General features: G+C 70.0%; 26 protein-coding genes and 1 tRNA gene. 10 read left to right on the forward strand and 17 right to left on the reverse strand.

Annotated elements, in window-relative coordinates; translation table 11 throughout:
* The first annotated feature begins 108 nt into the window (after positions 1–108).
* The gene (locus tag C4T78_RS17700; RefSeq protein ID WP_093348988.1) at positions 109–981 is read left to right on the forward strand and encodes a DUF72 domain-containing protein; all 873 of its coding nucleotides are present in this window, start codon (positions 109–111) and stop codon (positions 979–981) included.
* Here the strand turns inward: C4T78_RS17700 and C4T78_RS36075 are convergent.
* The 4 genes from C4T78_RS36075 to C4T78_RS17720 form a co-directional block, all read right to left on the reverse strand.
* Positions 955–1,986, reverse strand: coding sequence for a hypothetical protein (locus C4T78_RS36075; protein WP_093348990.1), 1,032 nt, complete (start codon positions 1,984–1,986; stop codon positions 955–957). The two genes, C4T78_RS17700 and C4T78_RS36075, sit on opposite strands and share 27 nt — an antisense overlap.
* A gap of 99 nt (positions 1,987–2,085) precedes the next feature.
* The gene (locus tag C4T78_RS17710) at positions 2,086–2,805 is read right to left on the reverse strand and encodes a protein phosphatase 2C domain-containing protein (protein ID WP_093348993.1); all 720 of its coding nucleotides are present in this window, start codon (positions 2,803–2,805) and stop codon (positions 2,086–2,088) included.
* Positions 2,806–2,807: 2 nt separating this feature from the next.
* On the reverse strand, positions 2,808–3,254 hold the full coding sequence (locus C4T78_RS17715; RefSeq protein ID WP_093153361.1) for a MarR family winged helix-turn-helix transcriptional regulator: 447 nt from the start codon (positions 3,252–3,254) through the stop codon (positions 2,808–2,810).
* 70 nt (positions 3,255–3,324) lie between these two features.
* Positions 3,325–3,735 carry a MerR family transcriptional regulator gene (locus tag C4T78_RS17720; protein WP_093348995.1) on the reverse strand — a complete coding sequence of 137 codons (411 nt, stop codon included), beginning with the start codon at positions 3,733–3,735 and terminating at the stop codon, positions 3,325–3,327.
* A gap of 55 nt (positions 3,736–3,790) precedes the next feature.
* On the opposite strand from C4T78_RS17720, the gene C4T78_RS17725 reads away from it, so the two are divergent.
* Together C4T78_RS17725 and C4T78_RS17730 are read left to right on the forward strand one after the other, a co-directional pair.
* Positions 3,791–4,759, forward strand: coding sequence for an SDR family NAD(P)-dependent oxidoreductase (locus tag C4T78_RS17725; RefSeq protein WP_093348998.1), 969 nt, complete (start codon positions 3,791–3,793; stop codon positions 4,757–4,759).
* A gap of 230 nt (positions 4,760–4,989) precedes the next feature.
* Positions 4,990–5,745, forward strand: a complete 756-nt coding sequence (locus C4T78_RS17730; protein WP_218161523.1) for a DUF5710 domain-containing protein — start codon at positions 4,990–4,992, stop codon at positions 5,743–5,745.
* Here the strand turns inward: C4T78_RS17730 and C4T78_RS17735 are convergent.
* From C4T78_RS17735 to C4T78_RS17745, 3 genes are all read right to left on the reverse strand, one after another.
* On the reverse strand, positions 5,727–6,095 hold the full coding sequence (locus C4T78_RS17735; protein ID WP_093349003.1) for a hypothetical protein: 369 nt from the start codon (positions 6,093–6,095) through the stop codon (positions 5,727–5,729). The two genes, C4T78_RS17730 and C4T78_RS17735, sit on opposite strands and share 19 nt — an antisense overlap.
* Before the next feature lie 216 nt (positions 6,096–6,311).
* On the reverse strand, positions 6,312–6,740 hold the full coding sequence (locus C4T78_RS17740; RefSeq protein ID WP_235863235.1) for a hypothetical protein: 429 nt from the start codon (positions 6,738–6,740) through the stop codon (positions 6,312–6,314).
* A 111-nt stretch (positions 6,741–6,851) separates the two neighbouring features.
* Positions 6,852–7,094 (reverse strand): hypothetical protein, encoded by a 243-nt coding sequence (locus tag C4T78_RS17745; RefSeq protein WP_093349006.1) that lies wholly within the window; start codon positions 7,092–7,094, stop codon positions 6,852–6,854.
* Positions 7,095–7,247: 153 nt separating this feature from the next.
* Here C4T78_RS17745 and C4T78_RS17750 point away from each other — a divergent pair, with 153 nt between their 5' ends.
* Complete coding sequence (locus tag C4T78_RS17750; RefSeq protein WP_093350031.1) at positions 7,248–8,165, forward strand: AurF N-oxygenase family protein; 918 nt, start codon at positions 7,248–7,250, stop codon at positions 8,163–8,165.
* 166 nt (positions 8,166–8,331) lie between these two features.
* A complete protein-coding gene (locus C4T78_RS17755) occupies positions 8,332–9,762 on the forward strand; it encodes an FAD-dependent oxidoreductase (RefSeq protein ID WP_093349009.1) in 1,431 nt (476 codons plus the stop codon).
* A 35-nt stretch (positions 9,763–9,797) separates the two neighbouring features.
* Here the strand turns inward: C4T78_RS17755 and C4T78_RS17760 are convergent, their stop codons facing one another.
* Positions 9,798–10,130 carry a glyoxalase superfamily protein gene (locus C4T78_RS17760; RefSeq protein ID WP_093349012.1) on the reverse strand — a complete coding sequence of 111 codons (333 nt, stop codon included), beginning with the start codon at positions 10,128–10,130 and terminating at the stop codon, positions 9,798–9,800.
* A 3-nt stretch (positions 10,131–10,133) separates the two neighbouring features.
* Positions 10,134–10,712 carry an AAA family ATPase gene (locus tag C4T78_RS17765; protein WP_093349014.1) on the reverse strand — a complete coding sequence of 193 codons (579 nt, stop codon included), beginning with the start codon at positions 10,710–10,712 and terminating at the stop codon, positions 10,134–10,136.
* A 291-nt stretch (positions 10,713–11,003) separates the two neighbouring features.
* Between C4T78_RS17765 and C4T78_RS37035 the strand changes: the two genes are divergently transcribed.
* Positions 11,004–11,138 carry a hypothetical protein gene (locus tag C4T78_RS37035; RefSeq protein WP_258958350.1) on the forward strand — a complete coding sequence of 45 codons (135 nt, stop codon included), beginning with the start codon at positions 11,004–11,006 and terminating at the stop codon, positions 11,136–11,138.
* 106 nt (positions 11,139–11,244) lie between these two features.
* Positions 11,245–12,054, forward strand: a complete 810-nt coding sequence (locus C4T78_RS17775) for an SAM-dependent methyltransferase (protein ID WP_093349017.1) — start codon at positions 11,245–11,247, stop codon at positions 12,052–12,054.
* Positions 12,055–12,087: 33 nt separating this feature from the next.
* On the opposite strand, the gene C4T78_RS17780 is transcribed toward C4T78_RS17775, so the two are convergent.
* Positions 12,088–13,614, reverse strand: a complete 1,527-nt coding sequence (locus tag C4T78_RS17780) for an alpha/beta hydrolase (protein WP_093349019.1) — start codon at positions 13,612–13,614, stop codon at positions 12,088–12,090.
* A gap of 398 nt (positions 13,615–14,012) precedes the next feature.
* On the opposite strand from C4T78_RS17780, the gene C4T78_RS36080 reads away from it, so the two are divergent.
* Complete coding sequence (locus C4T78_RS36080; RefSeq protein WP_143185759.1) at positions 14,013–15,065, forward strand: hypothetical protein; 1,053 nt, start codon at positions 14,013–14,015, stop codon at positions 15,063–15,065.
* A 59-nt stretch (positions 15,066–15,124) separates the two neighbouring features.
* Here the strand turns inward: C4T78_RS36080 and C4T78_RS17790 are convergent, their stop codons facing one another.
* The 6 genes from C4T78_RS17790 to C4T78_RS17815 form a co-directional block, all read right to left on the reverse strand.
* Entirely contained in the window at positions 15,125–15,835 is a 711-nt protein-coding gene (locus C4T78_RS17790; RefSeq protein WP_093349024.1) for an MOSC domain-containing protein, read from the reverse strand.
* Positions 15,836–15,844: 9 nt separating this feature from the next.
* Positions 15,845–16,894: a DUF4037 domain-containing protein gene (locus tag C4T78_RS17795; protein WP_218161524.1), complete on the reverse strand. Its 1,050-nt coding sequence runs from the start codon at positions 16,892–16,894 to the stop codon at positions 15,845–15,847.
* A gap of 162 nt (positions 16,895–17,056) precedes the next feature.
* On the reverse strand, positions 17,057–19,594 hold the full coding sequence (locus C4T78_RS17800; protein ID WP_143185760.1) for a DUF4132 domain-containing protein: 2,538 nt from the start codon (positions 19,592–19,594) through the stop codon (positions 17,057–17,059).
* A gap of 5 nt (positions 19,595–19,599) precedes the next feature.
* Positions 19,600–20,013, reverse strand: coding sequence for a hypothetical protein (locus tag C4T78_RS17805; protein WP_093349029.1), 414 nt, complete (start codon positions 20,011–20,013; stop codon positions 19,600–19,602).
* A 220-nt stretch (positions 20,014–20,233) separates the two neighbouring features.
* Positions 20,234–20,797, reverse strand: coding sequence for a DUF305 domain-containing protein (locus C4T78_RS17810; RefSeq protein WP_177247473.1), 564 nt, complete (start codon positions 20,795–20,797; stop codon positions 20,234–20,236).
* Positions 20,798–20,856: 59 nt separating this feature from the next.
* Positions 20,857–22,239: an LVIVD repeat-containing protein gene (locus C4T78_RS17815; protein WP_093349035.1), complete on the reverse strand. Its 1,383-nt coding sequence runs from the start codon at positions 22,237–22,239 to the stop codon at positions 20,857–20,859.
* Positions 22,240–22,833: 594 nt separating this feature from the next.
* On the opposite strand from C4T78_RS17815, the gene C4T78_RS17825 reads away from it, so the two are divergent.
* On the forward strand, positions 22,834–23,424 hold the full coding sequence (locus C4T78_RS17825; protein WP_103908134.1) for a hypothetical protein: 591 nt from the start codon (positions 22,834–22,836) through the stop codon (positions 23,422–23,424).
* Positions 23,425–23,533: 109 nt separating this feature from the next.
* Here the strand turns inward: C4T78_RS17825 and C4T78_RS17830 are convergent.
* A tRNA-Ala gene (locus C4T78_RS17830) sits at positions 23,534–23,606 on the reverse strand.
* A 149-nt stretch (positions 23,607–23,755) separates the two neighbouring features.
* Between C4T78_RS17830 and C4T78_RS17835 the strand changes: the two genes are divergently transcribed.
* Positions 23,756–25,096, forward strand: a complete 1,341-nt coding sequence (locus C4T78_RS17835; protein ID WP_235863238.1) for a phenylacetate--CoA ligase family protein — start codon at positions 23,756–23,758, stop codon at positions 25,094–25,096.
* The last annotated feature ends 13 nt before the right edge of the window (positions 25,097–25,109 follow it).

Raw genomic sequence — 25,109 nt, forward strand, 5'->3', positions numbered from 1 at the left:
GGCGTGTCAGGCACCCGACACGCCGACGGTGCGTCGGGATCCACGCAATTTCAATTGAAATCACACGTGTGATTTCAATTGAAATTGCGGCGTACCGTGGGGGAGGTGATGCGAGCGTCGCGCCGGATCCGGGTCGGCACCTCCGGCTGGGTCTACGGGCCGTGGCACGGCCCGTTCTACCCGCGCGACCTGCGCCGCGGCGGCGAGCTCGAATACCTGTCCCAACACCTCGGGTCCACCGAGATCAACGCGTCCTTCTACTCCCTGCAACGACCAGAGCACTACCGCCGCTGGGCCGAGCAGACGCCGGAGGACTTCCTGTTCGCGGTCAAGGGAAGCCGCTTCATCACCCACATGAAGAAGCTCCGCGACGCGGAGATCCCGCTGGCCAACTTCTTCGCCAGCGGGGTGCTGGCCCTCGGCCGCAAGCTCGGCCCGCTGCTCTGGCAGCTCCCACCGTCGCTGCCGTTCGACGCCGACCGCCTCACGACGTTCTTCCGCCTCCTCCCGCGCAGCACGGGCGCGGCCGCCGAACTGGCCGCCCACCACGACGAACGCCTGGCCGGACGAGCCCTCACCGAAACCGACACCGACCAGCCGATGCGCCACGCCCTCGAAGTCCGCCACCCCAGCTTCGCCGATCCCGAACCGGTGGAGCTCCTCCGCGAGCACGACATCGGCCTGGTGGTGGCCGACGCGGCGGGCGACTGGCCACACCTGGAAGACATCACCAGCGACTTCGTCTACCTCCGCTTCCACGGCGCGGAAGAGCTCTACGCGAGCGGCTACACCTCGGAGGACCTGGACCGCTGGGCGGAGCTGATCAAGGCCTGGCACGCGGGGAAGTCCCCGAGGACGTCCCGCACGGTGGCCCCACCGGCCCCGGAGTCGCGCGGCCGGGACGTCTACGCCTACTTCGACAACGACGTGAAGGCCCACGCCCCGGCGGACGCCCTATCCCTCGCCGAGCGCTGCACCTGACGAGGTGCCGGGCAGTTCCTGCCGGTCGCCGAAGCGGTCGCGCACCAGCTGCGCCAGCTCCCGGTGACCGTGGGCCGCCAGCACCTCCGCCAACCGCTGGCTGAGCGCCGCCCGCTCGTCATCGCCGGCCAGGCGCTCGATGGCGGCGAAGACGTGCTGCTCGGCGCCGACTTCGAACTCCTCCGCCACGAACGAGTGCACCGGGTGGATCCAGTTCGGCGCATCGCCGTCCGGCTCCGGGACCCGCCGGTCGTGCGCGGCGGCGGTCAGCTTGCGCAGGTTGCTGATCTGGCGCACGGCTTCGTCGAGATCGCTGTCCTCGCGCCGCGCGAGCCACCAGACCAGCGCACTGCCCGGCGACTGCAGCACCTCATCGGCGAAGTACGCGCGCTTCTTGCGCTCGTGAGCGCGCTTGCGCTCCCAGAGCTCTTCGTCCTTGCGGGCGGCGGCCAACTGGCGCAACCGCTCGGCGTCGGCGTCCGGCAGCGCCAGCCGGACATCGCTCGCCCAGGCCACCACGTGCCCGGACTTGTCCGAGCGAGGTGTGCCGAGCAAGGCGTTGAGCCGGTGCTGCGCCAGCTCGCCGTCCTCCGGCGAGGTCTCCGCGACCACCTCACCCGCCTGCTCCAGCACCAGTTCCACCGCCAGTCCACCCGGATTCGCGTGCGGCAACCCCGGAGCATCGGGCTTGACGTACCAGAAGATCGTGCCGGAGAAGGAGAACCGGTACTCCGGATGTGCGCTGCGCAGCGGCGTCCCGGACACCGGGCGCTCGGTCGGCTTCGGCGCCGCGGGCGGCTCGACGTGCGGCTCCACCGGCGGCGCGAGCTTGCGCCCCACGCGCCCCAGCAGCCACCAGCTGACGGCCCACGGCCCGGCGATCGTCAGGACCACCAGCGTCACCCACAACCACGCGGGCCACCCGTAGCGCAGCCCGAGCAGGACCCAGATCAGCGCCCCGATCACCGACACGACCTTGACGGCAGTGCGTTGATCCTGATTCATCGCGCCTTCCTCCACACACCGGTCAGATGCCACCCAACTGACTACCGGGTGATGAGCCCGCTGCGAACGATCCAGCCGGTTTTGCCCTCGAACAGAGCACTAGAACGACAAGAACACCGCGGTGGCGTCGTCGTGGTGCTTCTCGCGCGGCGGTTTCGGTGCCGCTGCTTCGGCTTTGCGGACCTGGGCGATGAGTTCGGCCGGACCTGCCTTCTCCAGCAGGTCCAGGAGGTCCGGCCAGGTCCCGAGGGCGTACATGTCCGCGTAGCGGGAGGCGCCGTCGCTGAGCAGGGCCGCTCGGCCGACGTCGCGCAGGGTGCCCTGGAGCGCTTCGTAGGCCGCTTCCGGTTTCGTGCTCGCCACCCAGAAGCCGCCGGGCTGGTTGCGCAGGTCGCGCACCGCTTGCTGCGTGTAGCTCGGGAGGCGCTCCACGCGGTCGTCGACGATCGCGCCGTGGTCGAAGACGATCGGGCTGTCCGCGAGCACCAGGTACTCGATCTCCTCGCCCGCCCGCAGGATCGACACCGTCGACGACGGGCTGGACGGGTTGCGCAGGTCGCAGGTGTCCGCGTGCGCCGCGCAGGTCGACTCGACGGCCTCCGCCAGCAGATCCGCCAGCGGGCGGTCCGAGACCGCGAGCCGCCGGGCGAGCTCGGCACCGAGGCGGTGCACCAGCCACGGCACGTCGTGCTCGCACCCGCTGTCCACATCGGACGGGGCGGTCGCGCCGTCGAGGACGAAGGCCCAGTCCGGGCCGACGGCGTGGTAGTCCTCGTTCACCCGGCCCGGTGTGGCCAGCGTCGCGCAGGTCGCCTGCACGCTCAGCTGCCCGGCAGCTGGTGCAGCGCCGTCACCAGCGGCGCCAGCTCGGGCGTCTCGCAGGCCTCGGCGAGCGACTTCTCCAGGACCTCGTCGTGGGTCGGGCGCGCCTTCTCCAGCAGCTTGCGGCCGGAGTCGGTGAGCTCGGTGTAGATACCGCGGCGATCGTCCTTGCACAGCACGCGGGTGAGCAGTTCCCGGTCTTCCAGCCTGCTGACCAGCCGGGTCGTCGCGCTGCTGCTCAACGCGGTGGCGCGGGCCAGCTGCTGCATCCGCATGTGCCACCCGTCCTGACGGCTGAGCGCGTCGAGCACGGTGTACTCGACGACCGACAGGCCGCACTCGGCCTGCAGCGCCTTCTCCAGCGCCGTCTCAAGCCTGCCGTGCAGGGCCGCGAGCGTGCGCCAACCGCGCGCCCGGATCTCCACGGCGTCGTCAGCGATCCCCATCCCGCACCTCCCGACCGGCATTCTACCAGCTCACGCAGCTATGGCGCGCGCGCAAACAATCGCGCGGCCGTCAGCCCGTCGGATCCCACAACCCGCCGGCAGCGCCGCGCGCGAGGTGCTCGGCGTAGACGCCGACCTTCCACGCGATGAGGGAACGGCACTCCTCCAAGGCCGCCATCTGCGCGTCGACGCGCTGCCGGTGGGCGTCGAGCAGCCGCAGGCGTTCCGCCTCGTTGCCCGGCCCGCGCCGCACCAGCTCGGCGAACCGCTTGAGGTCGGCCAGCGGCATCCCGGACTCCCGGAGCTTGACGCAGATCAGCAGCCAGTCGACGTCGGCACCGGTGTAGCGCCGCCGCCCGCCCGCGGTGCGCTCGACGGGCCCGACCAGCAGCTCTTCCCGCTCGTAGAAGCGCAACGCGTGCACGCTGAGTCCGGTCCGCTCGGCCACGTCACCGATGCTCAACCGCTCCTCGACAGCCATGTCCGCCAGCCTAGGGCTTGATCTAGAGTGCGCTCTAGCTCGTAGCGTCAGCGACATGACCACCACCGATCAGCGACCGCTCGGCTCGCCCTTCTCCGCCTCCAGCACCGCCGAGGAGGTCATGGCCGGTCTCGACCTCCGCGGCGCGACCGCCGTGGTGACCGGCGGCTACTCCGGCCTCGGCCTGGAGACGACCCGGAACCTGGCGGCCGCCGGAGCCCGGGTCGTCGTCCCGGCCCGCCGCCCCGACACCGCCCGCGCCGCGCTCGCGGACATCGCGGGCTGCGAGGTCGTCCACTTGGACCTGACCGATCCCGCCAGCGTGCGCGCTGCGGCCGCGTGGATCCACGACTCCGTCGACCGGCTCGACCTCCTGATGGCCGTCGCAGGCGTCATGGCCACCCCGGAGCGCCACGTCGGGCCCGGCTGGGAGAGCCAGCTCGCCGCCAACCACCTCGGCCACTTCACCCTCACCTGCGAGCTCTACCCGCTGCTGGCCGACGGCGGCGCACGCGTCGTGGTCAACAGCTCCGCCGGGCACACCTTGACCGACATCCGGTGGCACGACCCGCACTTCCGCACCGGCTACGACAAGTGGCTGGCCTACGGCCAGGCCAAGACGGCCAACGCCCTGTTCGCCGTGCACCTGGACGCCCTCGGGCGCGACGACGGCGTCCGCGCGTTCGCCCTGCACCCGGGCAAGATCATCACCGGGCTCCAGCGCGAGATGGCCCGGCAGGAGCAGATCGACCGGGGCTGGGTGGACGAGCACGGCAACGTGATCGGCGCCGACTTCAAAACGCCTTCCCAAGGCGCGGCGACCGGCCTGTGGGCGGCCACGTCCCCGCTCCTCGACGACCGAGGCGGCCTCTACCTCGAAGACTGCGACATCGCGACCGTCTCCACACCCGACCAGCACATGGACGAGGGAGGAGTTCGCGAGTACGCCATCAACCCGGACTCGGCGGCCCGCCTCTGGGAACTCTCCCTCGCAACCACCGGAGCCACCCCGATCCCCCGCTGACCAGTCGTGCTCATCGAGATGGAGCCCACCGTCACAAATTCTCCTGCGCCGAATACGGAGCGCGTTGCCATTTCCATTGAACGGCAGGGCATCCGGCCGAATTTCCGCGCAGTTCCGCCGCAGCGGCAACGACATCGGCGTTCCGCCCTTCTCCGCGTCGTCCACCTGTTGGCCGAACACCCGGTGATGCGGAACCGCGCATCGGCTCGCTCCGATACCGTTCCGCCGGGATGAAAAGCCCGACTGCCGGTGCAGCGGCAGTCGACCACGGCGGGAGCGGGAAGATGCCGCAGCGAATATGGCTCGATGTGCCGTTCGCGGAGAAGGACGAGGCCAAAGCGCGCGGCGCGCGGTGGGATCCGACGGTGAAGCGCTGGTACGCGCCGCGCCCGGGCATCGCCGAACTCGAGCGCTGGGCAGCCCTGCCCGACGTGCCGGACCCGCTGCCCGGTGAGGACCGGGCGTTCGGGTCAGGGCTGTTCGTGGACCTGGTGCCCTCGTCGTGCTGGTTCACCAACGTCCGGTCGTGCGTGGCCGAGCGCGACTGGGAGCGGTTGCGGCGGATGATCACCGGCCGGGCCGGGCAGCGCTGCGAGATCTGCCTGCGCGGCGAGGATCGCGGCACCCGCCGCTGGCTGGAAGCGCACGAGCGCTGGGCCTACGACGACAGCACCCGCACCCAGGTGCTGCGCAGGCTGATCTGCGTGTGCACCGACTGCCACACGACCACCCACTTCGGGCTCGCCCAGGTCAGGGGGCTCGACGACCGAGCGCTGGCGCACCTGCGCGAGGTCACCGGGATGTCGGAGCTCGAAGCCGACGAGCACGTCGCGGCTGCCTTCGACCTGTGGCGCAGGCGCTCGGCGACGGAGTGGGAGCTCGACCTGAGCATCCTCACCGACGCCGGGATCACCATCACCCCGCCCCCGACCGCCGCGGAACGCGCCGCCGTCGCCGAGCACCGCGGTCACGAGCCCAGGCGGTAGAAGCCGGTGAGGTGCGGGGTGTACTTCACGTCCGGGCCCAGACCGGCGCGAACGCGGTCGTCCGGGTCTCCGAAGACCTCGAAGTCCTGGACGACGCAGTGCTCCATGACGCCCTGGATGTAGGGATCGGCGAGCTCCCAGTGCCGGAGGATCGCGTCGGAGTCGCGGTAGAGCTGGAAGCTCGTGCACTCCGAGCGCTCCTCGTCGATGAAGACCTCCACCACGAGCTGCGGGCCGTGCTCGGTGGCGAAGTCCACCGCCTCCCGGATCGCCGCCTTGAACTCCACCAGGTGGCCGTCGTTGATCCGCATGGTGTTCCGGAACAGGATCGGCGCCTTCGTCTCGGTCATGCGGAGATCCTGCGACCTCCACCATGCTGGAGGTCAAGGACCGCGGCGACCGCTCCGCCCTGGTTGACGACCGCAGCCGCGACGCCCAACCGGTCGCGTCCCGCGAGGTGTCGCATGCGCCGCAGACGCATAACCCACCCTCGCAACTCGCACCGCCGCGGTTTCTGAGGTTCCGCCACCCGCACTGCCACGCGAAACGAGCCTGGAACCCGTATTTCAGTGGTCGTCGTCGCGGAAGAACATCTCTTCCAGGTGATCGGCCGTTTCCGCGATGAAGTTCAGCGGGTCGGTGAACTCGTTGATGTCCAGGTTCAGCAGCGGGACCGAGTGGCGGAGCAGGACGTGCTCGCCCATGATCACCGCGCCGCAGACCACCGAGACCTGGCCCAGCTCCCACAGCAGCTTCTGCAGGTCCACGTCGGCCGCGCGGCCGATCACCGAGACGACCTGCACCCAGTCCTCGCGGCCGTCGAGCCGCTCCCGGTAGATGATGACGATCTGACTGCGGTCGTCCTCGTACTCGACGAGGACCCGGATCTCGTCGTCGCCGTCCTCGATGATCCGGTACTCGGTCTCGGTGTCCACGTCCTCGGCCACGGCGTACTCGGCCCGGACGAACGCCGCGAGATCTTCCCAGGTCGCCACGCAACCTCCCCAGTCGCAAAGCGCGCTCCCCGCGCGATTTCCGACCGCGATCGTGCCACGACCGCCCGCCACGCGGGCGCGTTTTCCGCCCAAGCGGTGACGAGCGGTGGATCAGACCCGGGCGAACAGGACGTACGCCTCCACACCGCCCTTGTCGTTGGCGGTCGCGGAGAAGTGCTCGACCCGCCAGCCGGCCGCTTCGATCGCCTCGATCCGCTCCGCCCACGGGTCGATCGCATCGTCCTTGGTGCTGCTGAGCGCGATCAACCGCGCGACGAACCTGGTCCGACCCGCAGCACGTGCTTCGGTCGCCAGCTCGGCGAGGTCGGCCGCGCTGTTCTTGAAGAGTCCCATGCCGGACATCCAACCAGGCCCGGCGGCCGACCCAATCTTGCCAATGACCATTGACACGATCGGCGATGTCATCGATCCTGGGAGCCGTTACTTCGGGTAACACCTACCCACCGGGTGGGGATCGCCTCCATCGTCACCCCGCAGGGAGCTCTCATGACCAGCAGCATCACCAAGGACGACGAGACCCCGCAGCACGAAGACCGGCACGACATGGCCGACCGGCTGCTGCGCTCGTCGGAGATCCTGTCCTACGACCCGGTCCAGGAAGTGGACTGGGAGACGCCGCTCGACACCGACTACCACGGCACCAGCCCCGAGTGGAGCACCCTGTACGGGACGGCGTACTGGGCGGAGATGACGCCGGAGCAGCAGCGGGAGCTGACCCGCCAGGAGGCCGCGTCGGTCGCCAGCACCGGCATCTGGTTCGAGATGATCCTGCAGCAGATGGTGCTGCGGGACTTCTACGCCAAGGACCCCACCGACCCGGCCTTCCAGTGGGCGCTGACCGAGATCGCCGACGAGTGCCGGCACTCGATCATGTTCGCCCGCGGGGCCGCGAAGCTGCGCGCGCCCGCCTACCGGCCGACCCGCCTGGTGGTGGAGCTGGGCCGCGTGTTCAAGACGCTCGCCTTCGGCGAGGCCGCCTACGCCGCGATCCTGGTCGCCGAGGAGGTCCTCGACGTCATGCAGCGCGACTGGATGCGCGACGAGCGGGTGGTGCCGTTCGTGCGGACGGTGAACAACATCCACGTCGTGGAGGAATCGCGGCACATGAAGTTCGCCCGCGAGGAGACCAAGGCGCGGCTGGAGGGCGCGAGCTGGCTGCGGCGGCAGATCAACGCCGTGGTGGTCGCCGGCGCCTCCTACTTCATCGTCACCAGCATGTGGAACAAGAAGGTGTACGAGAACGCGGGCCTGGACGGCAAGCGCGCCATCCGCGAGGCCAAGGCCAACGAGCACCACAAGTCCATGCTGCGCTCCAGCTGCGCCGGGCTGATGGAATTCCTCAACTCCGCCGGGCTCCTCACCAAGGCCTCGCACTGGTTCTACAAGCGCGCCAACCTGATCTGAGCGGTCGTCCCCCGAACTCGTCCGCACAGCGGTGCGGGCAGCTGAACTCAGGCGTCGCCCGGCATCCCGCGAACGGGTTGCCCCGCCGGGCGGCGCCTGAGACCCGCAGCGGTGCACGTCGAGCCGCGCGTGCGGTTCCCGCAGCCGGAAAGGATCCCCGAACCCCATGCCGTACGCGATCACCCAGACCTGCTGCAACGACGCGACCTGCGTGAAGGTCTGCCCGGTCAACTGCATCCACCCGACGCCGGACGAGCCGGACTTCGGCACCACCGACATGCTCTACATCGACCCGGCCACCTGCATCGACTGCGGCGCGTGCGCCGATGCGTGCCCGGTCGACGCGATCTTCCCGGTGGAGCGCCTGACCAAGCAGCTGCGGCCCTACGCCGAGGTCAACGCCGCCTACTACGCCGACCAGACCCCGGTGCAGCAGGATCCGACGCCGAACTTCCACCGCTGGGGCCCGCCGGTGTTCCACCGCGACATCCCCAGCGACTTCGCGCCGCTGGACGTCGCGGTCGTGGGCACCGGGCCGGCCGGCATGTACGCGGTGGAAGACCTGCTGCTGCACACCAATTCCCGCGTCACGCTGATCGACCGGCTGCCGGTGGCCGGTGGCCTGGTGCGCTACGGCGTCGCCCCGGACCACCCGTCCACGAAGAAGATCGGCGAGGCCTTCAGCCGCTTCCACGCGCACCCGAGGCTGCGCCTGCGCCTGGGCGTCGAGGTCGGCAGGGACGTCACCGCCGACGAGCTCGCGGCCAAGCACGACGCCGTGATCTACGCCGTCGGCGCGTCATCGGCCCGTAGCCTCGGCATCCCCGGCGAGGACCTGCCCGGCAGCGTCGCGGCCACCGACGTGGTGGCCTGGTACAACGGCCACCCCGACGCCCGTGCGGTCGACCTCTCGGCGGAGCGGGTGGTCGTGGTGGGCAGCGGGAACGTGGCGCTCGACGTGGCCCGGATCCTCACCGCGGACCCGAACGCCCTGGCGCGCACCAGCATCTCGCCCGCCGCGCTGGCGCAGCTGCGCTCCAGCAAGGTCCGCGAAGTGGTCCTGCTGGCCCGCCGCGGCCCGGACGCGGCCGCCTACACCGCACCGGAACTGCTGGCGCTGACCCAGCAGGACGACGTCGACCTGGTCGTGGACGACCACGACCCGCAGATCGCGGAAGCGATCGAAGCAGCGGGCGCGAAAGCCGCGCTGCTCCGAGGAGTTCCGCGCGAGGCGGTCGACTGGTCCGCGCCGCCGCAGCACGGGAAGCGCCGCATCGTGCTCCGCTTCAACTCCGCGCCGCAGGAGGTCCTCGGCGACACGCAGGTTCGCGCGCTGCGGGTCACCGGGGACGTGGAGATCGCGGCGGGACGGGTGATCCGCGCGGTCGGCTACCGCGGCACCGAGCTCCCAGGCCTGCCCTTCGACGCCGGGACCGGGACCATCCCGCACGAGGGCGGCCGGGTCCGGCCGGGCACCTACGTCGTCGGCTGGATCAAGCGCGGGCCGTCGGGCGGCATCGGCGCCAACCGGACCTGCGCGCAGGAAACCGTCGGCAGCCTCCTGGAGGACGCGATCGCGGGCAGGCTGGCGAAGTGACCTGACGCGGAAAGCTCCGGGGGGTGCTTTCCGCGTCAGGTCACGGGAGTGCCGATGCGCAGGCGGTTGCCGTCGGGATCGCGGAGCTCGACCTCCCGCGCCCACGGCGCTTCCACCACCGGCACGGCGAACTCCGCGGCGATCGCGTCGACATCGCGAACGCGCAGGTAGATCAGGGTGTCCGGCCGGGCGTCGTCGCTGTGCTCGGACAGGAACAACCGCACCCGCCCGCGAGCGATCTCGACGAACGCCGGGAGGCCGGGCTCGAACCGGTGCTCCCACTCCTTGCCGAACCCGAGCCGCCGGTACCAGTCCACGGCCGCCGCCGCGTCCGCGACGTGCAGGATCGGGATGACTTCCTCGTCCACTCCTCACACCCCCGTTCCCGGCCAGGTGACCAGGCCCTGGCCGTTGATCCGCACATCGGCCCGGCGAGCCGTGCCCTCGGCCTGGTAGACCGCCCGCTCAGCGCGCATCCAGGCGCGCAGGTGCTCTCTCGCGCCTTCACCGTCACGCGCCACGGTGCGCGTCAGGCACTCCGCCGGCCCGGCCTCCACCCACACCAGCAGCGTGCTGAGGCCGTCGAACCGCCGCGCGCCCGCCCCACAGCCCTCGACGATCAGGTGCTCGGCCTGCGGAACGTCGTGCCAGTCGGCGTATTCGCCCGCGTACCAGTCATATCGCTGGTAGCGGCCGTCCCGCCCGGCGGCCATCGGTTCGAGCACCTGCCGCCCGAGCCGGTCCACCCCGGCGAGCATGCCGTTCCACCCGTCGTAGAGGTCGTCCATGTGCACGACCTGCGCGGACAACGCCTCGGCGAGCTGGTCGGCGAGCGTCGTCTTGCCGGATCCCGCGGGCCCGTCGATGATCACCAGCCGCGTGCTCCCGAGCCGCGGCGCCGCCTGCGCCCGCCGCACGAGCCCTTCGAGCACAACAGGACCAACGCTCACCGAACCTCCCGACGGAACACCGCCGCCATTCTCCCCGAAGCGCGGGACGGAGCTTCCAGCCCCACTGCTCGACGCCTCGGCCGACGACGTGCGCACCACGGTGGTGCGCAGGCGGCACTGCTGAACATCGTCGCGCTCGAACACTCGATCCGGGACGAAACCCCGCTCGCGGACACGGCGCGCGCCGCTGCCGCCGCGTCGGGAATCCGGCTCGTCGACGAGCCGCTGGACACCTTCCAGCGCATCATCCAGACGAACCTCGTCGGTGTCCACATCGGAATCCGGGCCGTCGTGCCCGCGATGCGGCGCGCCGGTGGTGGCTCGATCGTCACCTACCTGCTCAGCGACAGCGCGAGCTGCACGACGGGCGTGGAGCTCGCCGTCGACGGCGGCTGGACGGCCGGTCCGCCCGTGCCCGGCCGCTGAGCCTCACGACGAATCGCCGGAGCCGTCCGCTCGGTGGAAAGGCCGGGGCTCGGCGGGATGTCGATCTCTGCGAAGATCGACACGCGTAGACCGAGGGGAGCACGGCATGGGCGACGGGCGCAGCAGTCTCGACCTGCAGACCGATCGAGCGCACGGCGCGCGGATCTACGACTACATCCTCGGCGGCAAGGACAACTACTCCGCCGACCGCGCCGCCGCGGAAGCCACCCTGCAGGTCTGGCCCGCCCTCCCGGTGCACATGCGCGCCAACCGCGAGTTCATGCACCGCGCCGGCCGCTACCTGGCCACCGAGTGCGGCATCGACCAGTTCCTGGACATCGGCACCGGCATCCCCACCTCCCCGAACCTGCACGAGGTCGTGCAGGAGGTGCGCCCGGACGCGCGCATCGTCTACACCGACAACGACCCGATCGTTCTGGTGCACGCCCGCGCGCTGATGTCCAGCACCGAGCAGGGCCGCACCGCCTACGTCGACGCCGACCTGCGCGATCCGGACACCGTCCTGAACTCCCCGGAGTTCCGCGAAACCCTCGACCCGAACCGCCCGATCGCCCTGCTGCTGATCGCGATAGTGCACTTCATCGAGGACGACGAGGAAGCCCTGGCGGCCACCCGCCGGATCATCGACGTCCTGCCCGCGGGCAGCTACGTGGCGGCCACCATCGCCACCGCCGACTTCGCCCCGGAAGCGCTGGCCGAGGTCCGCCGGACCTACCGCGAGCACGGCGAAACCCTCCGCTTCCGCACCAAGGCCCAGGCCGCCCGCTTCTTCGACGGCCTGGAGCTGACCGAGCCGGGAATCGTCCAGATGCACAAGTGGCGCCCCGACGAGCACACCGAGCAGGCCGACGACACCGACATCGCCATGTACGCAGCCGTCGCCCGCAAGCCCTGAGCGGCAGGGCCCGGCTCGCCGCTCACGAGCGGACTACGCGCTGCAGCGGGCGCCTTCGGGCGGCGTTCGGAGGTTGATCAGGTAGTCGGCGACGATGTCGTCGACGCACTCGCTCTGGCCCAGCAGCGCGATTCCGTGCTGGGAGCCGTTCACCGACAGCAGGCTGCCGCCCAGCACGCGGGCCAGGTTGACACCTCCCCGGTACGGGGTGGCCGGATCGCCGGTGATGGAGACCGTCAGGGTCGGCGGCACGTCGACCGGGCCGGTGATCCACGGCTCCGGCATGGTCGGCGGCTCCGGCCACGCCTCGCACTCGTGGTGCGATTCCGGCACCGGCCTGCCGGGGTCGGCGAACGGGACGGCGGCGCTGACCTGCCGGGCGAATTCGGCCTGCTCCGCGGGCGTGCGGCGCGGCGAGTCCATGCACCGGATCGCGTAGACCGCGTCGCCGGAGTTGCTGTACCGGCCGTCGGGTCCGCGCCCGGCGGCGATGTCGCGCTGCGCCAGGAGGAGGTCACCGCGTCCGGCGGCCAGCTCGGCGAGCCCTTCGGTGGCCTTCGGCCACAGCCTCGGGGAGTACAGGGCGCTGGTCACCGCGGTCAGGGCGTCGGAGTAGTTCAGACCGCGACCGTCCGCGGTGGGTGCCGGTTTCTCCTGCAGGGGCCGCACGAGGGCTTGGAACGCTTCAGTCGCCCGGCCCGGGTCAGTGCCGAGCGGGCAATCGGCGCTGGTAGCGCAATTCGCGGCGAACCTGTCGAAGGCCTGCTGGATGCTGGTCATCTGCGCGAGGTGGAACTCGGTCGTGGTGAGATCGGGATCGATCGCGCCGTCGAGCGCCAGCGCGCGCACGTGCTGCGGGAACGTCTCGGCGTACCTCGCGCCGAGCTGCGTCCCGTAGCTCCACCCCAGGTAGGACAGCTTCTCGTCGCCCAGCACCGAGCGCAGCACGTCCATGTCGCGCACGACGTTCGCGGTGCCGAAGCTGGCCAGCGCCTGCGGACCACCCGAGCCGTCGGCGCAGCGCTGCGCCACCTCCCGGGCCGCCTGCGCGTCGGGAACGTCCGGCACGAGTTGGCCGGCGAAGTCCTCGCCGCGATCCTTCTCGGCGTCGGTGTAGCAGTTGGCCTGCGGGGTGGACGCACCCACGCCCCGGGGATCGAACCCGATCACGTCGAATCGCTCGCTCACCGGCCCCTCGGCCCACAGCTGCGCCAGCTGCGCGACGAAGCTCATCCCCGATCCACCCGGTCCGCCCGGGTTGACCAGCAACGATCCGATCTTCTCGCCCCGCGCGGGCAGCCGCAGCAAGGCGACCTGACTCCGCGGGCCGTCCGGCTCGGCGTAGTCCAGCGGCACCTGCACCCGCGCGCAGTCGAAGCGGGCGTCGGCGAAGAGCTTCCCGTCCACCGCCGTCGTCGCGTAGGGCGCGCACGGCTCGAACGCGATCCGCTGGCCGTAGAACTCCGCCAGGTCCGGTCTCGGCTCCGCTGAGGCGGTGCAGCCGGTGAGGGCGAGCGACGCCGCCCCCAGGGCGATGAGCGTCGCACGAACACGAAACACGTTGCCTCCTGGGAATGTTGCGGAAACTGCCGGAGACGCTAAGGAAACCACCTGGTGGCGCGGATCGCTCCGAAGACTCGACCCGCTCGACCGAAGTCGGAGCAGGGTCAGTCCTCCGGGTGGAGGTGCTCGTGCGCGGCCGGCAGTTCATTGACACCGGCCGCGTTTTGCCCCAACGGCGTACCGCTCCGTTCCGGATGGGCCACGATCGCCGCAGTTGCAACCACTTCTCGTCGCCGAAACACCGGATCAGCGCTTGAGAAGCACTCGAACGGACTCGGTGCTCGACATCAGTTCACGGTCCGCAGTGACGCTTTGAACATCGCCGAGGCAGCGGTACGAACACGACCCCGTGGACGGAATCATCGGACGAGACACCGTCGCGGATTCTGGGGGAAATGGTGGCGCAGCACGGAAAACATCCGGTCAATTGTGCGGACGCCGTTGGCGAAAAGTGCGAGTGCGGCCACTGCGCGGGCACGGAGCACGGTTGGGTCGGAAAGATCCGCGTGGCCAGAGGAGGAACACCAGAAGATCTGCGCAAGCTCCAGCAGGATGCCGACCAGCGCTGGCGGAAGGAGTGCGCCAAGCAGGCTGCGAAGAAGCGGAAGAAACCGAAAGCCACTCTGCCGCACAAACGGGCGGCCATCGACACAGCCTGCTCCGACCTCGTCAGAGAACTCCACCACGAAGAACAGCGTGCCGAGCGGTCGCGCATCTCCAAAGCGAGCTCGGACGGGAAGGCCGCCCCGCGAAGCAGCCCCGTACCCGACGCTCCCATAGTCTCCCGCTGCGCAAAGGCGCACAGCTCCGCAGAAGGCGCTGACATCCCCGAACCGGCACCAGCGGTTACCGATCACTCCCTTGCCGATCCTGCCTCGGAAGCTGAGCGGGTCGAAGCGCTTGGCGACATGCTCGTGCAGGCCCTCGGAGAGGTTGAGGAGAACCTCGGACAACTCGGCCTAGCGACGCGCCGCGCCATGGCGGACCACTTCTGGTGCGAATTGCTCGTGCAACTGGTGGTGGTGATCGAGGAATCCAACCGCGTGCTCGAATCGGTGCCCCGCATGGTGACCGATCAGATCGTTCGATCACGACAAGAGAACGGGTTCACCGAAGTTGAGCGGAAGGTGATCACCGCCTGCGCCGCGCAAGTCTGGAAACGACTCACAGACGCACTCGGGCTGACCGTGATCAGCGACGCCAGGGTGTTGTTGCCCGCGCTGCGCGCGCTGGCGGTCCTGATGTGCAAATCCCCACCACGACACCCGGCACTCGTCAAGCATTGCGTTGATCCGCTGAAGGCCTTCTTCGTCGAAGAGACGAAGAAACGCCTCAAGCACGTCTTCGAAGGACTCGTCCCGCAGATCACAGCTGAGGTCAACGGAACCAATCCGGCCGCGCAGGCTGCTGGAAGCAGCGGGCAACCCATCAGCAGTGCCGGGAACTGAGCCGGTACCGCTCCCACGCGGTTGTCGGCGCGTCCTGGATGGTTCTGGCGGCGAACATCTCACAGCAGGGTGACGGGATCGCCGAGCTGGGCCTCGCCCGGGGTGGCGATGGTCGCCAGGGCGTCAAGGCGGGTGTCGTGGGCCTCGGCGATCGCTCGCAGCACCAGAGGTGAGCGGGGCAGGTCCTGCTGGGCTTCGTTGGTCATCGCGCACCGCTCGCTGGAGCGCACGAACTCGACGCGCAGCGCTTCGCCGATCGCCGCTTTGCTCCCGAACCACTCGTCCTCGACGAAGGGCGGAGTGCCTGGCGGCGTGCGCACCAGCAGGTTCGGCCGGAAGCGGCGCTCGTCGACGGGAACGCCGGGGACCGCCGCACGAACCCAGTCGAGGGTGGCGGTGGTCAGGACGCTCAGCGGGAGCTGGTCGAAGTGCGAGACAGCGCCCTCGCGCGCCACTTCGACGTCATCGCGGTGCAGGTAGTCGCGGATGAAGGCGGTGGGGTCGGGTGCCGCGATGCCCTGCGGGTCCAGCAGTTCCGGCCGGTCGTTGACCTCGTCGTAGCGGGAGCGCAGCTCCAGCAGCCCGGGCATCCGGCGGAAGCGGCGGGTGCTCTTCCCGGAGCCGAACTTGCCGTCGGAATCGCGGACCGCGAACAGCCGGTCGCCCAGCAGTCCCCGCGCATCGACGTCCACCCGCGGCAGCGACTCACCACCGGTCGACTTGACCGGATACCGCCAGATCCGCTCGACAACTCCCACGACCACCGTCACCCGAAAAGCCTACCGAGCCGCCGTTTCCGCACGTTCGGGCTCGTAGACGGCGTGGGCCGCGGCCCGGCGCCGCTCGTGATCGCAGAGCACGTCGGTGCTGTCGAGGAACTGATCAACGCTGCCCACCAGCGGCAATGCGCGCACCGCGTCGCCGCTGATGCTCTCCCGCAGCGCGTGCGCGAAGCGCTCGGCGTGCAGCACCTGGAACGGACGCTCGTGGTACGGGCGGGTGCGCGGATCGATCTCCTCGGTGAGGCCGAGATCGTTGTGCATGGCCGCGACCGCTTCGCAGGCCGTGGCGAGATGGTGCTCGCGATCCCGCCAGCTGGTCGCGGCCAGAGCAGCGGTGAAGACCGGTGTCAGCTCCGCCGCGACGGGCAGCTGCGCGAAAGCGCTGCCGAGCCACTTGGCGTACGGCGGGTACCGCCGCTTCATGAGCAGGCACAACCGCATCAGGTCGCGGACCAGCCGACCGGCCACGACCGCCGAGCCGACCTCGTCCCCGACTTCCCCGCACCGCCCGGTGAACGCCTCCTCCTGGCTGATCCGCTGCCACTGGCACGCCAGCAGGTAGCGCCACAGATCGTCCGGGTACCACGTCAGCCGTTCCCGAACCCGGTTCAGCAGCCCCGACCCGTCGTGGAAGACAGCACCGCGCGTGACCTCGGCCAAGGTCTGGGCAGGCGTGGCGAGCCAGTCGAAGTCGGTGACCTCGCCGAGCGGATCGAACCCGAGGTGCCGCGTCAACCAGTCCCCGAGCTCGGCGACGACGACCCCGTGGTGCAACGGCCCGCTGCCCATCCGCATGTGCAGCGCACCGCCGGCCCCGACCGGTTCGAGATTCGTGGGAAATCCGAGGAAGATCCGGGGCAACCGCTCGGCGAGCAGCTCCGGGATCGCAGCCCCGTGCTCGCGGAAGTCCCGCTCACCCAAGAACAACTGGACCCGAGGGCCCCAGTTGTGATCGGTGGACCGCTCGGTGTCGAACCCGAGGACCTCCGAACCTCCGCCGATCAACGCAGCCGCGTGCACGAGCCCGGGCAGCTCCTGCCTCAACACCGGAAGAACGGCATCCAGGTAGAACCGCCGCGAGAGCTCCGCTCCAGCGATGAAATCACCGACCACGTTGACCGATGCTCCCAAACGGAGCCGATCGCGGCGACCGGTTTTCGGCCGCGGCCGAAGCTGATTTCACCGCCGACATCGCTCGGCGCGTCCGGCCTAGTTGCTCGGCTCAGCGGTGAGGGAATCCAGCTGGGACAGGATCGACGGGTCGCTGATCTTCTCGTCCTCGGCGAGCAGGAGCACTTTGCTCAGAACCACGCTCGTCATCCGGTCCTCGTCCGAGAACGGCAGGAACAGGCGCCGGTGCGCCGTGGCGCCGAACGAAGCGGGCACCACGCAGAGGTGTCCGCCCGGTTGGACGTGGATGCTGCCGCTGGTCAGGTGCACCCGGTACGTCGCACGGGTGCCGCGCACCACTGCCACGCGCCCCTCGACGGTGACTCGGTCCAGCCCCAGGTCCGCGATGAGCGCGGCGAGCAGCTGCGCCCGACTCGCCGCTCGCGCCTCGGACAGCTCCGCTTCCGGCTCCATTCCAGCGACCGACACCACCAGGTCCAGATCTCGCATGACCTCGGAGAACACCACCCGCGGTACGTCACCCAGCGGAACGGGTGTGCCGCCGACGCGGCGGTGCGCGCCGGTCAGGAAGCGGAGTTCGCCGACGAGGACGGGCCCCATCCCGAAGTAGCCGTCGAACTCGCAGCGCAACGCGGCGGTGAGGCCGTCGCCGAGGTCGCGGGTCGCCTGGTGGTCAGCGTGCTCGCCGTGGGTCGACCAGCCCCTGCCGGACAGCAGCTGGACCGCCACCTTGCCGTTGACCTTCTGACCGGCGAACCTCCGCGACACCTCGCCCGCCGCCAGTTCCGCCGGAGTCAGCACGTACAGCTCCCGGAACACCTGCTTGACGGGCTGCCGGAGGCGACTCCGCACGATCCGCTCCTGCCAGTCGGCGAGCACCTGCCGCTCGTGCAGTTCGAGCGGGTGGACCGCTGTGACCGGGCCGGTGGTGTCGACTTGGTCGAGCAGGCCGATCACGTCGTTGCGGTCCCTCCAGAGCAGCGCGGGCAGCATCGCCGCACCGGCGGGCAGGGACAGCAGCCGAGCCAGCTCATCGGGCGCCAGCGCGCCTGCGGTGGCGACCAGCCGCTCCACCAGCCCGGTCCGCATCCGGCGAGCCTGCTCCTGCAGTCGCTTCTGGTTCTCGCGCAGCTCTCGGTAGCCGGGGTCGGCGCGGACGGCAGCGGGCACCGACTTCAGCACCTTGCTCCCCCGGTTCACCGTCAGCGCCGGGTCGGCTCCGTCGAACCGCAGCGCGATCCGGTAGTCCCCGACCTCCGCTTCCATCGGGGTCTCGGTGGCGATTCGCGCCTCGCAGTCCCATTCGAGGCGACTCGCGTCCTCGAAACCCCCGACCTGCGCCAAGTGATCGAGGGCGACCTCGATCGCGGCGGCGTGGCTGTGCCTGCGGTTGGGGCCGAGCTTGGCGCCTTTCTTAGCGGACTCCCGCAAGACCAGGTATCGGTCGAGGACCGTCTCGCCCGGGACGAGGGGCAGCAGCCCGAACGCGGCGATGCCCTGCAGCGCGTTGCGCTTGAACCGCGTCAGCACCTCGGCGCGGTTCCAACCCATGACCGCGGCGACCAGCTCGTTCGGTACGAGCACCAGCAGCTGCTGGGCGACGTCCGCGCCGGCTTCCTCGATCGCGCCGATGAAGCCGGCCCGGTCCTGACGAGTGACCGCGCCGGCGGGCATCGCACAGATCAGGCGCAGCAACCGCGCGGCGCTTTCCAGACCGAACAGCGGCAACAACGAGTCGGCGTCACCAGCGCCCAGTCGCCAGCCGAATACCCGGCGCTGCTCCTCCACCGGGCGATCCCGCAGCAGGTCGAGCAGATCGGCGCGTTCCTCGTCGGTCAGTTCGGCTGCCCCGAGGTGGCCGGTCACCCGCGCGTCGCCGCGCCAGGCCAGCGCGGCCTGCACGAACCGCAAGCCGCGCGGTGCCAGCCCGTCGGGGAATTCGCGCCAGGCAGCGGGCGTCGGCGCGGAGACGAGCCGCCAGGTCAGCGCATCCACGTGGTCCCGCACTGCATCCACGCAGGCGAGCGGCGAGCCGGTCGCGTCCTCGTCCAAGGGCGATCGGCCGCTGATGGCGTAGCCGAGGCGGCGGTCGTCGGCGAAGGCCCGTTCGACCACGGCGGCGTCCAGAGCGCCCGACCGGTGCAGCGCGTCGAGGATCCGCGCCACGGTCTTCCGACGCAGGGTGCCGAGCGGCGTGAAGACGAGCACCCTCAGCAGGTGCACGTCGGCAGCGGCGATGGCCTTCTCCGCCACCTCGTCCAAGAACAGGTGCTTCCAGACGTCGCGCCCGAGGAACTCGGCCAGCAGGGCTTTCCGGCGAGCGGACGGCCACGGCGCGGCGAGCAGATCGGCGACGTCGTCCGGTCGCCCAACCGGGAAGCTCGCGTCGTAGAGCTCGTCGAGTTCCGCGACGATGTCGCCCACGTGCGGCTTGAGGTTGCCCAGCAGCTCGTAATCGCCTCGCTCGATCCGAAGCAGGATCTCCGCCGCGGTCGCCCGCAGACCCGTCCGGTCATGGGCCTTCGCCAGCATCCGAACCTGGTCCACCAGCGGCCTCAAGAGCTCGTGCTGTTCGCGAACGAGGTCGACGTAGCTCTCGGGGATGTCTCGCGCCACCACGTTCAGCCTCCCGTCAGCGCGACCAGCCGGAGGAACACGACCGGTTCGCCGATCCGGAGCGTGATCTCCTCGTCCAGGCCGACGACCTGCCGCCCGCCGACGAAAAGCGCGAACGTGCCACGCGCGAAAGCCCGTTGCGCCCTGGCGACCTCCTCGTCCGGGTCCGCCATCTGCCGGGGCGGCCTGATCGCACCGGTGGCGGCCTGCGCCCGGATCTCGTCGTCGGAGAGGTACTGGCGATCGAGGATTCGCCGACAACGCGCGGCGTCGGTGCGCAGCTCCCGGACCTGCTCCTCGACGGCGTGCCGGATCAACTCCCGTGCTGTGGTGCGCTCTTCGGAGAGCCGGACCAGCACGGTCGGCAGACCATCGTCGAGCGTGCCGTTCCTTCGGCAGCGCACCTCGATTTCGATCACGGCAGTCACTCTATAGTTCGACGTCCTGGCGATCGGCCGGATCGGCGATGCGACCGGCGAGAGGGTGGTCGGCGCCGCTGCCGGACGCCGTCGTGGTCGTCGACGTGCGGAACCACCCCGGGCACCACGCTGAGCTCCGTCGGACCAGCCGTCCCAGGACCCGGTCTCGAAAACCCTTGCAAAGCCTGGTGGGTTTCCGAGACCGAGGTGCCTGGTGCGCTCACGCGGACTGCATCTCCCGCATGATCGCGAGCTGGGCCTTCTGGCCGGACATCATGTCCTGGGCCATCTGGTTCAGGTCCTGGTCGCTGCCGTGCAGGATCACGTGCTGCAGCATCCCGACCGCGCCCTCGTGGTGCGGGATCATCAGGTCCAGGAACATCCGGTCGAAATCGGGCCCGGACAGCGTCGCGAGCTGCTCCATCTCCTCCCGCGTCGCCATGCCCATGTGCTCGATCATCTCCGGCATGCCGAGCATTTCCTCGTACGCCGTCGGGGCATCGGTGACCGGCAGGGCGTTGCGCCCCTGCCAGCCCTGCAGCATCTTGATCTCCAGGCCCTGCTCGGTGCGGATGCGGTCCGCCAGCGACTTCAGCGCGGGATCCGACGCGCGTTCCGGGGCCAGCTGAGACATCAGGATCGCCTGGTAGTGGTGCGGGATCATCATGGCGGCGAACTCGGCGTCGACGTCGTTGTGCGCCGGAGCGGCCGCGTTCGCCGTTCCCGCGCCGAGCAGACCGGCCAGCAGCACCACCAGCAGTGCGAGTCTCCGTGGGAACATCATCTGCCGTCCCTTCCGAACGGCCGGCCGCCGGGCCGGAACCCGGCCCGGCGGCAGACGGATCATTCGGGGTATGCGTACTGCGTCTGCGGGTTGAGGATGTCGAGCTCGACCTTGTCGGCCTCGTCCATGCCGGGTCCGGTCACCTTCATGACGTCCAGACCGCGGGTGATGTCGCTGGAGTAGACGTGGCCGTTGTAGTAGTACGCCGACCACGAACCGCCCATGACCAGGTTGTTCTCGTCGACCGGGCCGCGGTCGAAGTAGCCGATCTCGGCGGGCGCCGTGGTGTCGGTGAAGTCGAAGAACGACACCCCGCCCTGGTACCAGGACTGCACGTAGACGTTGCGACCCGGGATCGGGATCAGGTTTCCGTTGTGCGCCACGCAGTTCTCGGTGTCGGCCTGGTTGCGCGGGATCTTGAAGTAGCTCTGGAACTCCAGCCCGCGCTTGGCGCCCTCACCGGTGATGTTGTAGATCGCGTTCGCGCCGTGCGTCGGACCGACCTCGTCGTTGCAGGTCGGCGCGCCACCGCCGCCGAGCTCGTCGGTGAACAGCACGCTCTTGCCGTCGTTGGTGAACGTCGCCGAGTGGTAGAACGCGAAGTTCGGGTCCTGCACGGTGGCGACCACCTTCGGCTTGACCGGGTCGGCGATGTCCAGCAGCACCCCGTCGCCCATGCACGCACCGCCGGCGAGGTCGAGCTCCGGGTAGACGGTGATGTCGTGGCAGCCCGCGGTGCCCGCCGCGCCACCGTCGGGGAACAGCACCGGCTCGGCGACGACCTTCGCGTTGGCCGGGTTGCCCGCGGGCACGCCGATGATGGAGATGGAGTCGTGCGGCGGCTGGCAGTTCGGGAACGCCGGGTCCGGGTTGTAGGACGAGACGTAGATGAACACCTCACCGGGCTTCTTGCCCGGCACCATGGTGTTGGTGTGCGAACCGCAGCTGGTCTTGATGCCCTTGACGTAGCGCGGGTTCGCGACGTCGCTGATGTCGAAGATCCGGACGCCCTCCCAGGCGTTCGGGTCCTCGTAGGAACCCTGCTCGCTCTGGCAGGTGTCGTCGGTGCGCGCGTAGTCCACCGACAGGAACAGCAGCTTGCCGTCCGGGCTCACCGACACATCGCCCTGCCCGCCCGGGCAGTGGGTCTGGGAGACGGTCTTCGGGGCCGCCGGATCGGAGATGTCGTAGACGGTGAAACCGTCGTAGCTGCCCTGGAACGCGTAGTTCTCGAAGAACGCCAGGTCGGTGTGGGTCGACTCGGCGAGAGGTCCTTGCCGCGGCACGTTGGCCAACGGCTGGACGTTGTCGCTGTGCTGCACGTCGTCGCCCGGTGGCTGTGCCCCGGCGGACGGCACCACCAGCGCCAGTCCCGCAACGGCTGCGGCCACGCCGAGCACGAGCGTCCTGCGGGATCGCCGCGGGCCACGTAACTCCAGCATCCGGTAAACCTCCCTGAACTCCCCGATTGAGGACTCGCCTGGGATTTCCCGGCGGAGATCGTGACACGTGCGAACGAAATCCAACAGGGAGCAGCGACCCGGTTACGCAGGACGACCACCCACGACGAACAACCGCCGTAGCGCGGATTGCCCCGCATGGGCCAGCAGTGGGCTCGACGCAGCCTTCCCTGCGCTGCGATGATCCGGCCGGGGCGCCGAATGCCTCCGCGTAGCTGGCGGCCGGGCGCTGTTCGCCCCGGCCGACGTCACCGTCGATGACGCCGTGACCCGATCGTCGCGGTCGGCGGCGGCACGATCAGCAACGCATCCGACCTCGGCGTGACCGGCTTCCCCACGGTCGCCCCGTACGTGGCGGCCAAGCACGGCGTCGTGGGACTCACCCGCGCCGCCGCCCTCAGCACTACTGCCCTGGAGCATGGCTGACCCGCCTCCAGGTGCACAGCCACACATCGATTCGGACATAGAGATGGAAAGGTGATCTTCCGGCGCGAACTCCCGCAATACGATCCTAATGCGAGAGACGCAGAGCGATGGGTGAGGAACGTGGCCACGGACCGGTACCTGCGAGAGCGGATGATGCTGTACACCCAGAACAACCCCAAGCGCTATGCGGGTTGGGCGGCGCTGATCGGCACGATCTTCGGCCTGCCGCTGGGAACGCTCCTCGCCGTGGTGCTCGAAGGGTGGCCGCTGCCCTGGCCTACTGCTCTTCTCCCGATCATCGGGATGGGAATCGCATGCGGCGCCTTTCCGGCAACGGTCGTGCTCTACTCCCTCCGACGCATCAAACCGCTGCCCCCGGACACCGACCCAGCACAGCTGCGCACCGCGTTGAAGCTGGTGGGCGCAGGTGTTCCGGGCGCCGACCCGGCGACGAACGCTCTCGCCGCACGAGTCGCCGAGCAAACCCTGTCGTACCCCCAGTGGACGAAGACGATCACCGTCGGCTTCCTGGGCCTCACCGGCCTGGGCATCTTCGTCACGGTGCAGAGGATCCAAGACGACAACGGCGAGGCCCTGCAATCCATCGCCTTCACGCTCTATGCCGTGGTGGGCTTGATCCTGACCCAGGTCATGGCCGCTCGCCGAAACCGCAACGCCACCAAACTCCGCGAGGCCGTCCTGCACGACACCCCAAGGCCCAACGAAGCGCCGGAACGGTGACCTGAAGGGCGCCCCCGCACCGTGGGGGCCCGCAGGGGCTCGGCCCCCGCGACAAGCACTCGGAACGTAAGAATGGCGAGCGCTCCGCGAGCACTCGCCATCCCTTGCGTGGAGCTGACGGGATTCGAACCCGTGACCCCTTGACTGCCAGTCAAGTGCGCTACCAGCTGCGCCACAGCCCCTTGTCCTGTTGTTCGAGGTGTTCGGTCCGGGTTTCCGTCCCGCTCATCTCGTGTGCCAATACAGTACAACAGGCCTCCGGAGGCCTTTTCAGGGGGGTACCCCTAGTTGGATCTACCCCCGCTGACCTGCAGCTGGTACACCGAGGGTCGTGGCAACAGCACAGGGGGTTCGCCCTCCGCTGGTGGCGCCCGAGATCGAGGGGGCTGCACCGGAGCGGCGTCGCGAGATGCAGGAGCAGCGGCTGCGCCGGTTGGTCGATCGGCTGCTGGCCGCGGGTGGGGTGCAGGGCGGCCGGTTGCGGGACTGCGGGGTCGAACGGGGGGACGACGTCTCGCTCGACCAGTTGCACCGGTTGCCGCTCCTCGCGAAGGAGGACTTCTGGGATTCCTACCCGTTCGGGTTGCGCTCGGCTCCCGCCGAGGACGTCGTCTGCGTGCACGCGTCGTCGGGCACGGCCGGGCGGCAGACGCTGGTCGCCTACACCGCTCACGACGTGGACGTCTGGGCGCACGTGATGGCTCGTGCGCTGGGTGGGGCCGGTGTGACGCGGCGCAGCTTCGTGCACTGCTCGTACGGGTACGGGATGTTCACCGGCGGGCTCGGCGTGCACCACGGCGCGACGCGGCTCGGGGCCACCGTGCTGCCCGCCTCCAGCGGCGCCACCGACCGGCAGCTCCGGTTGCTGCTGGACCTGCGGCCGGACGTGCTGTGCTGCACACCGTCCTACGCCATCTACCTCGGCGAGGCGTTCGCCGCGACCGGGATCACCGCCGAGCAGCTGTCGCTGCGGGTCGGGGTGTTCGGGGCGGAGCCGTGGACCGAGGAGATGCGGCAGGGCGTCGAGCGGCTGCTGGGGCTGCGGGCGATGAACATCTACGGGCTCACCGAGGTCATCGGGCCCGGGGTGGCCTGCGAGTCGCTGGATTCGGGCGGGCTGCTGAACATCGCCGAGGACCACTTCTACCCCGAGGTGGTCGGGCCGGACGGGCAGCCGCTGGCCGACGGGCAGCCCGGTGAGCTGGTGTTCACCACGCTGACCAAGACCGGCACGCCGCTGCTGCGCTACCGCACCGGCGACGTCGCCGCGCTGCACGGCCCGGCCGCCGGGTCCGCCCGGACGCTGCGGCGGATGAGCCGGGTGCTCGGGCGCACCGACGACATGCTGGTCATCCGCGGCGTCAACGTGTTCCCGTCGGAGGTCGAGGCCGTGCTGCTGGCCGATCCACGGGTCGCGCCGCACTACCTGATCGTCGAGGACCGCCGCGACCGGTCGCGGCCGGAGCTGCGGATCGGCGTCGAGCCGCGCGACCCGCAGGACGACACCGAGGCCCTCGAACGCGATCTCACGGCCACGCTGCACGCCCGGCTCGGGCTCGGCTGCATCGTGCGGGTGCTGCCGCGCGACCACATCCCGCGTTCCGAGACCGGCAAGGCCAGACGGCTGGTGCGCTGGGACTACGGCGTCGTGCCGCTGCCCGGCCTGGAATGAACCCTTTCCGCTG

The organism is Saccharopolyspora kobensis (assembly GCF_900108315.1).
Taxonomy (GTDB): Bacteria; Actinomycetota; Actinomycetes; order Mycobacteriales; family Pseudonocardiaceae; genus Saccharopolyspora; species Saccharopolyspora kobensis.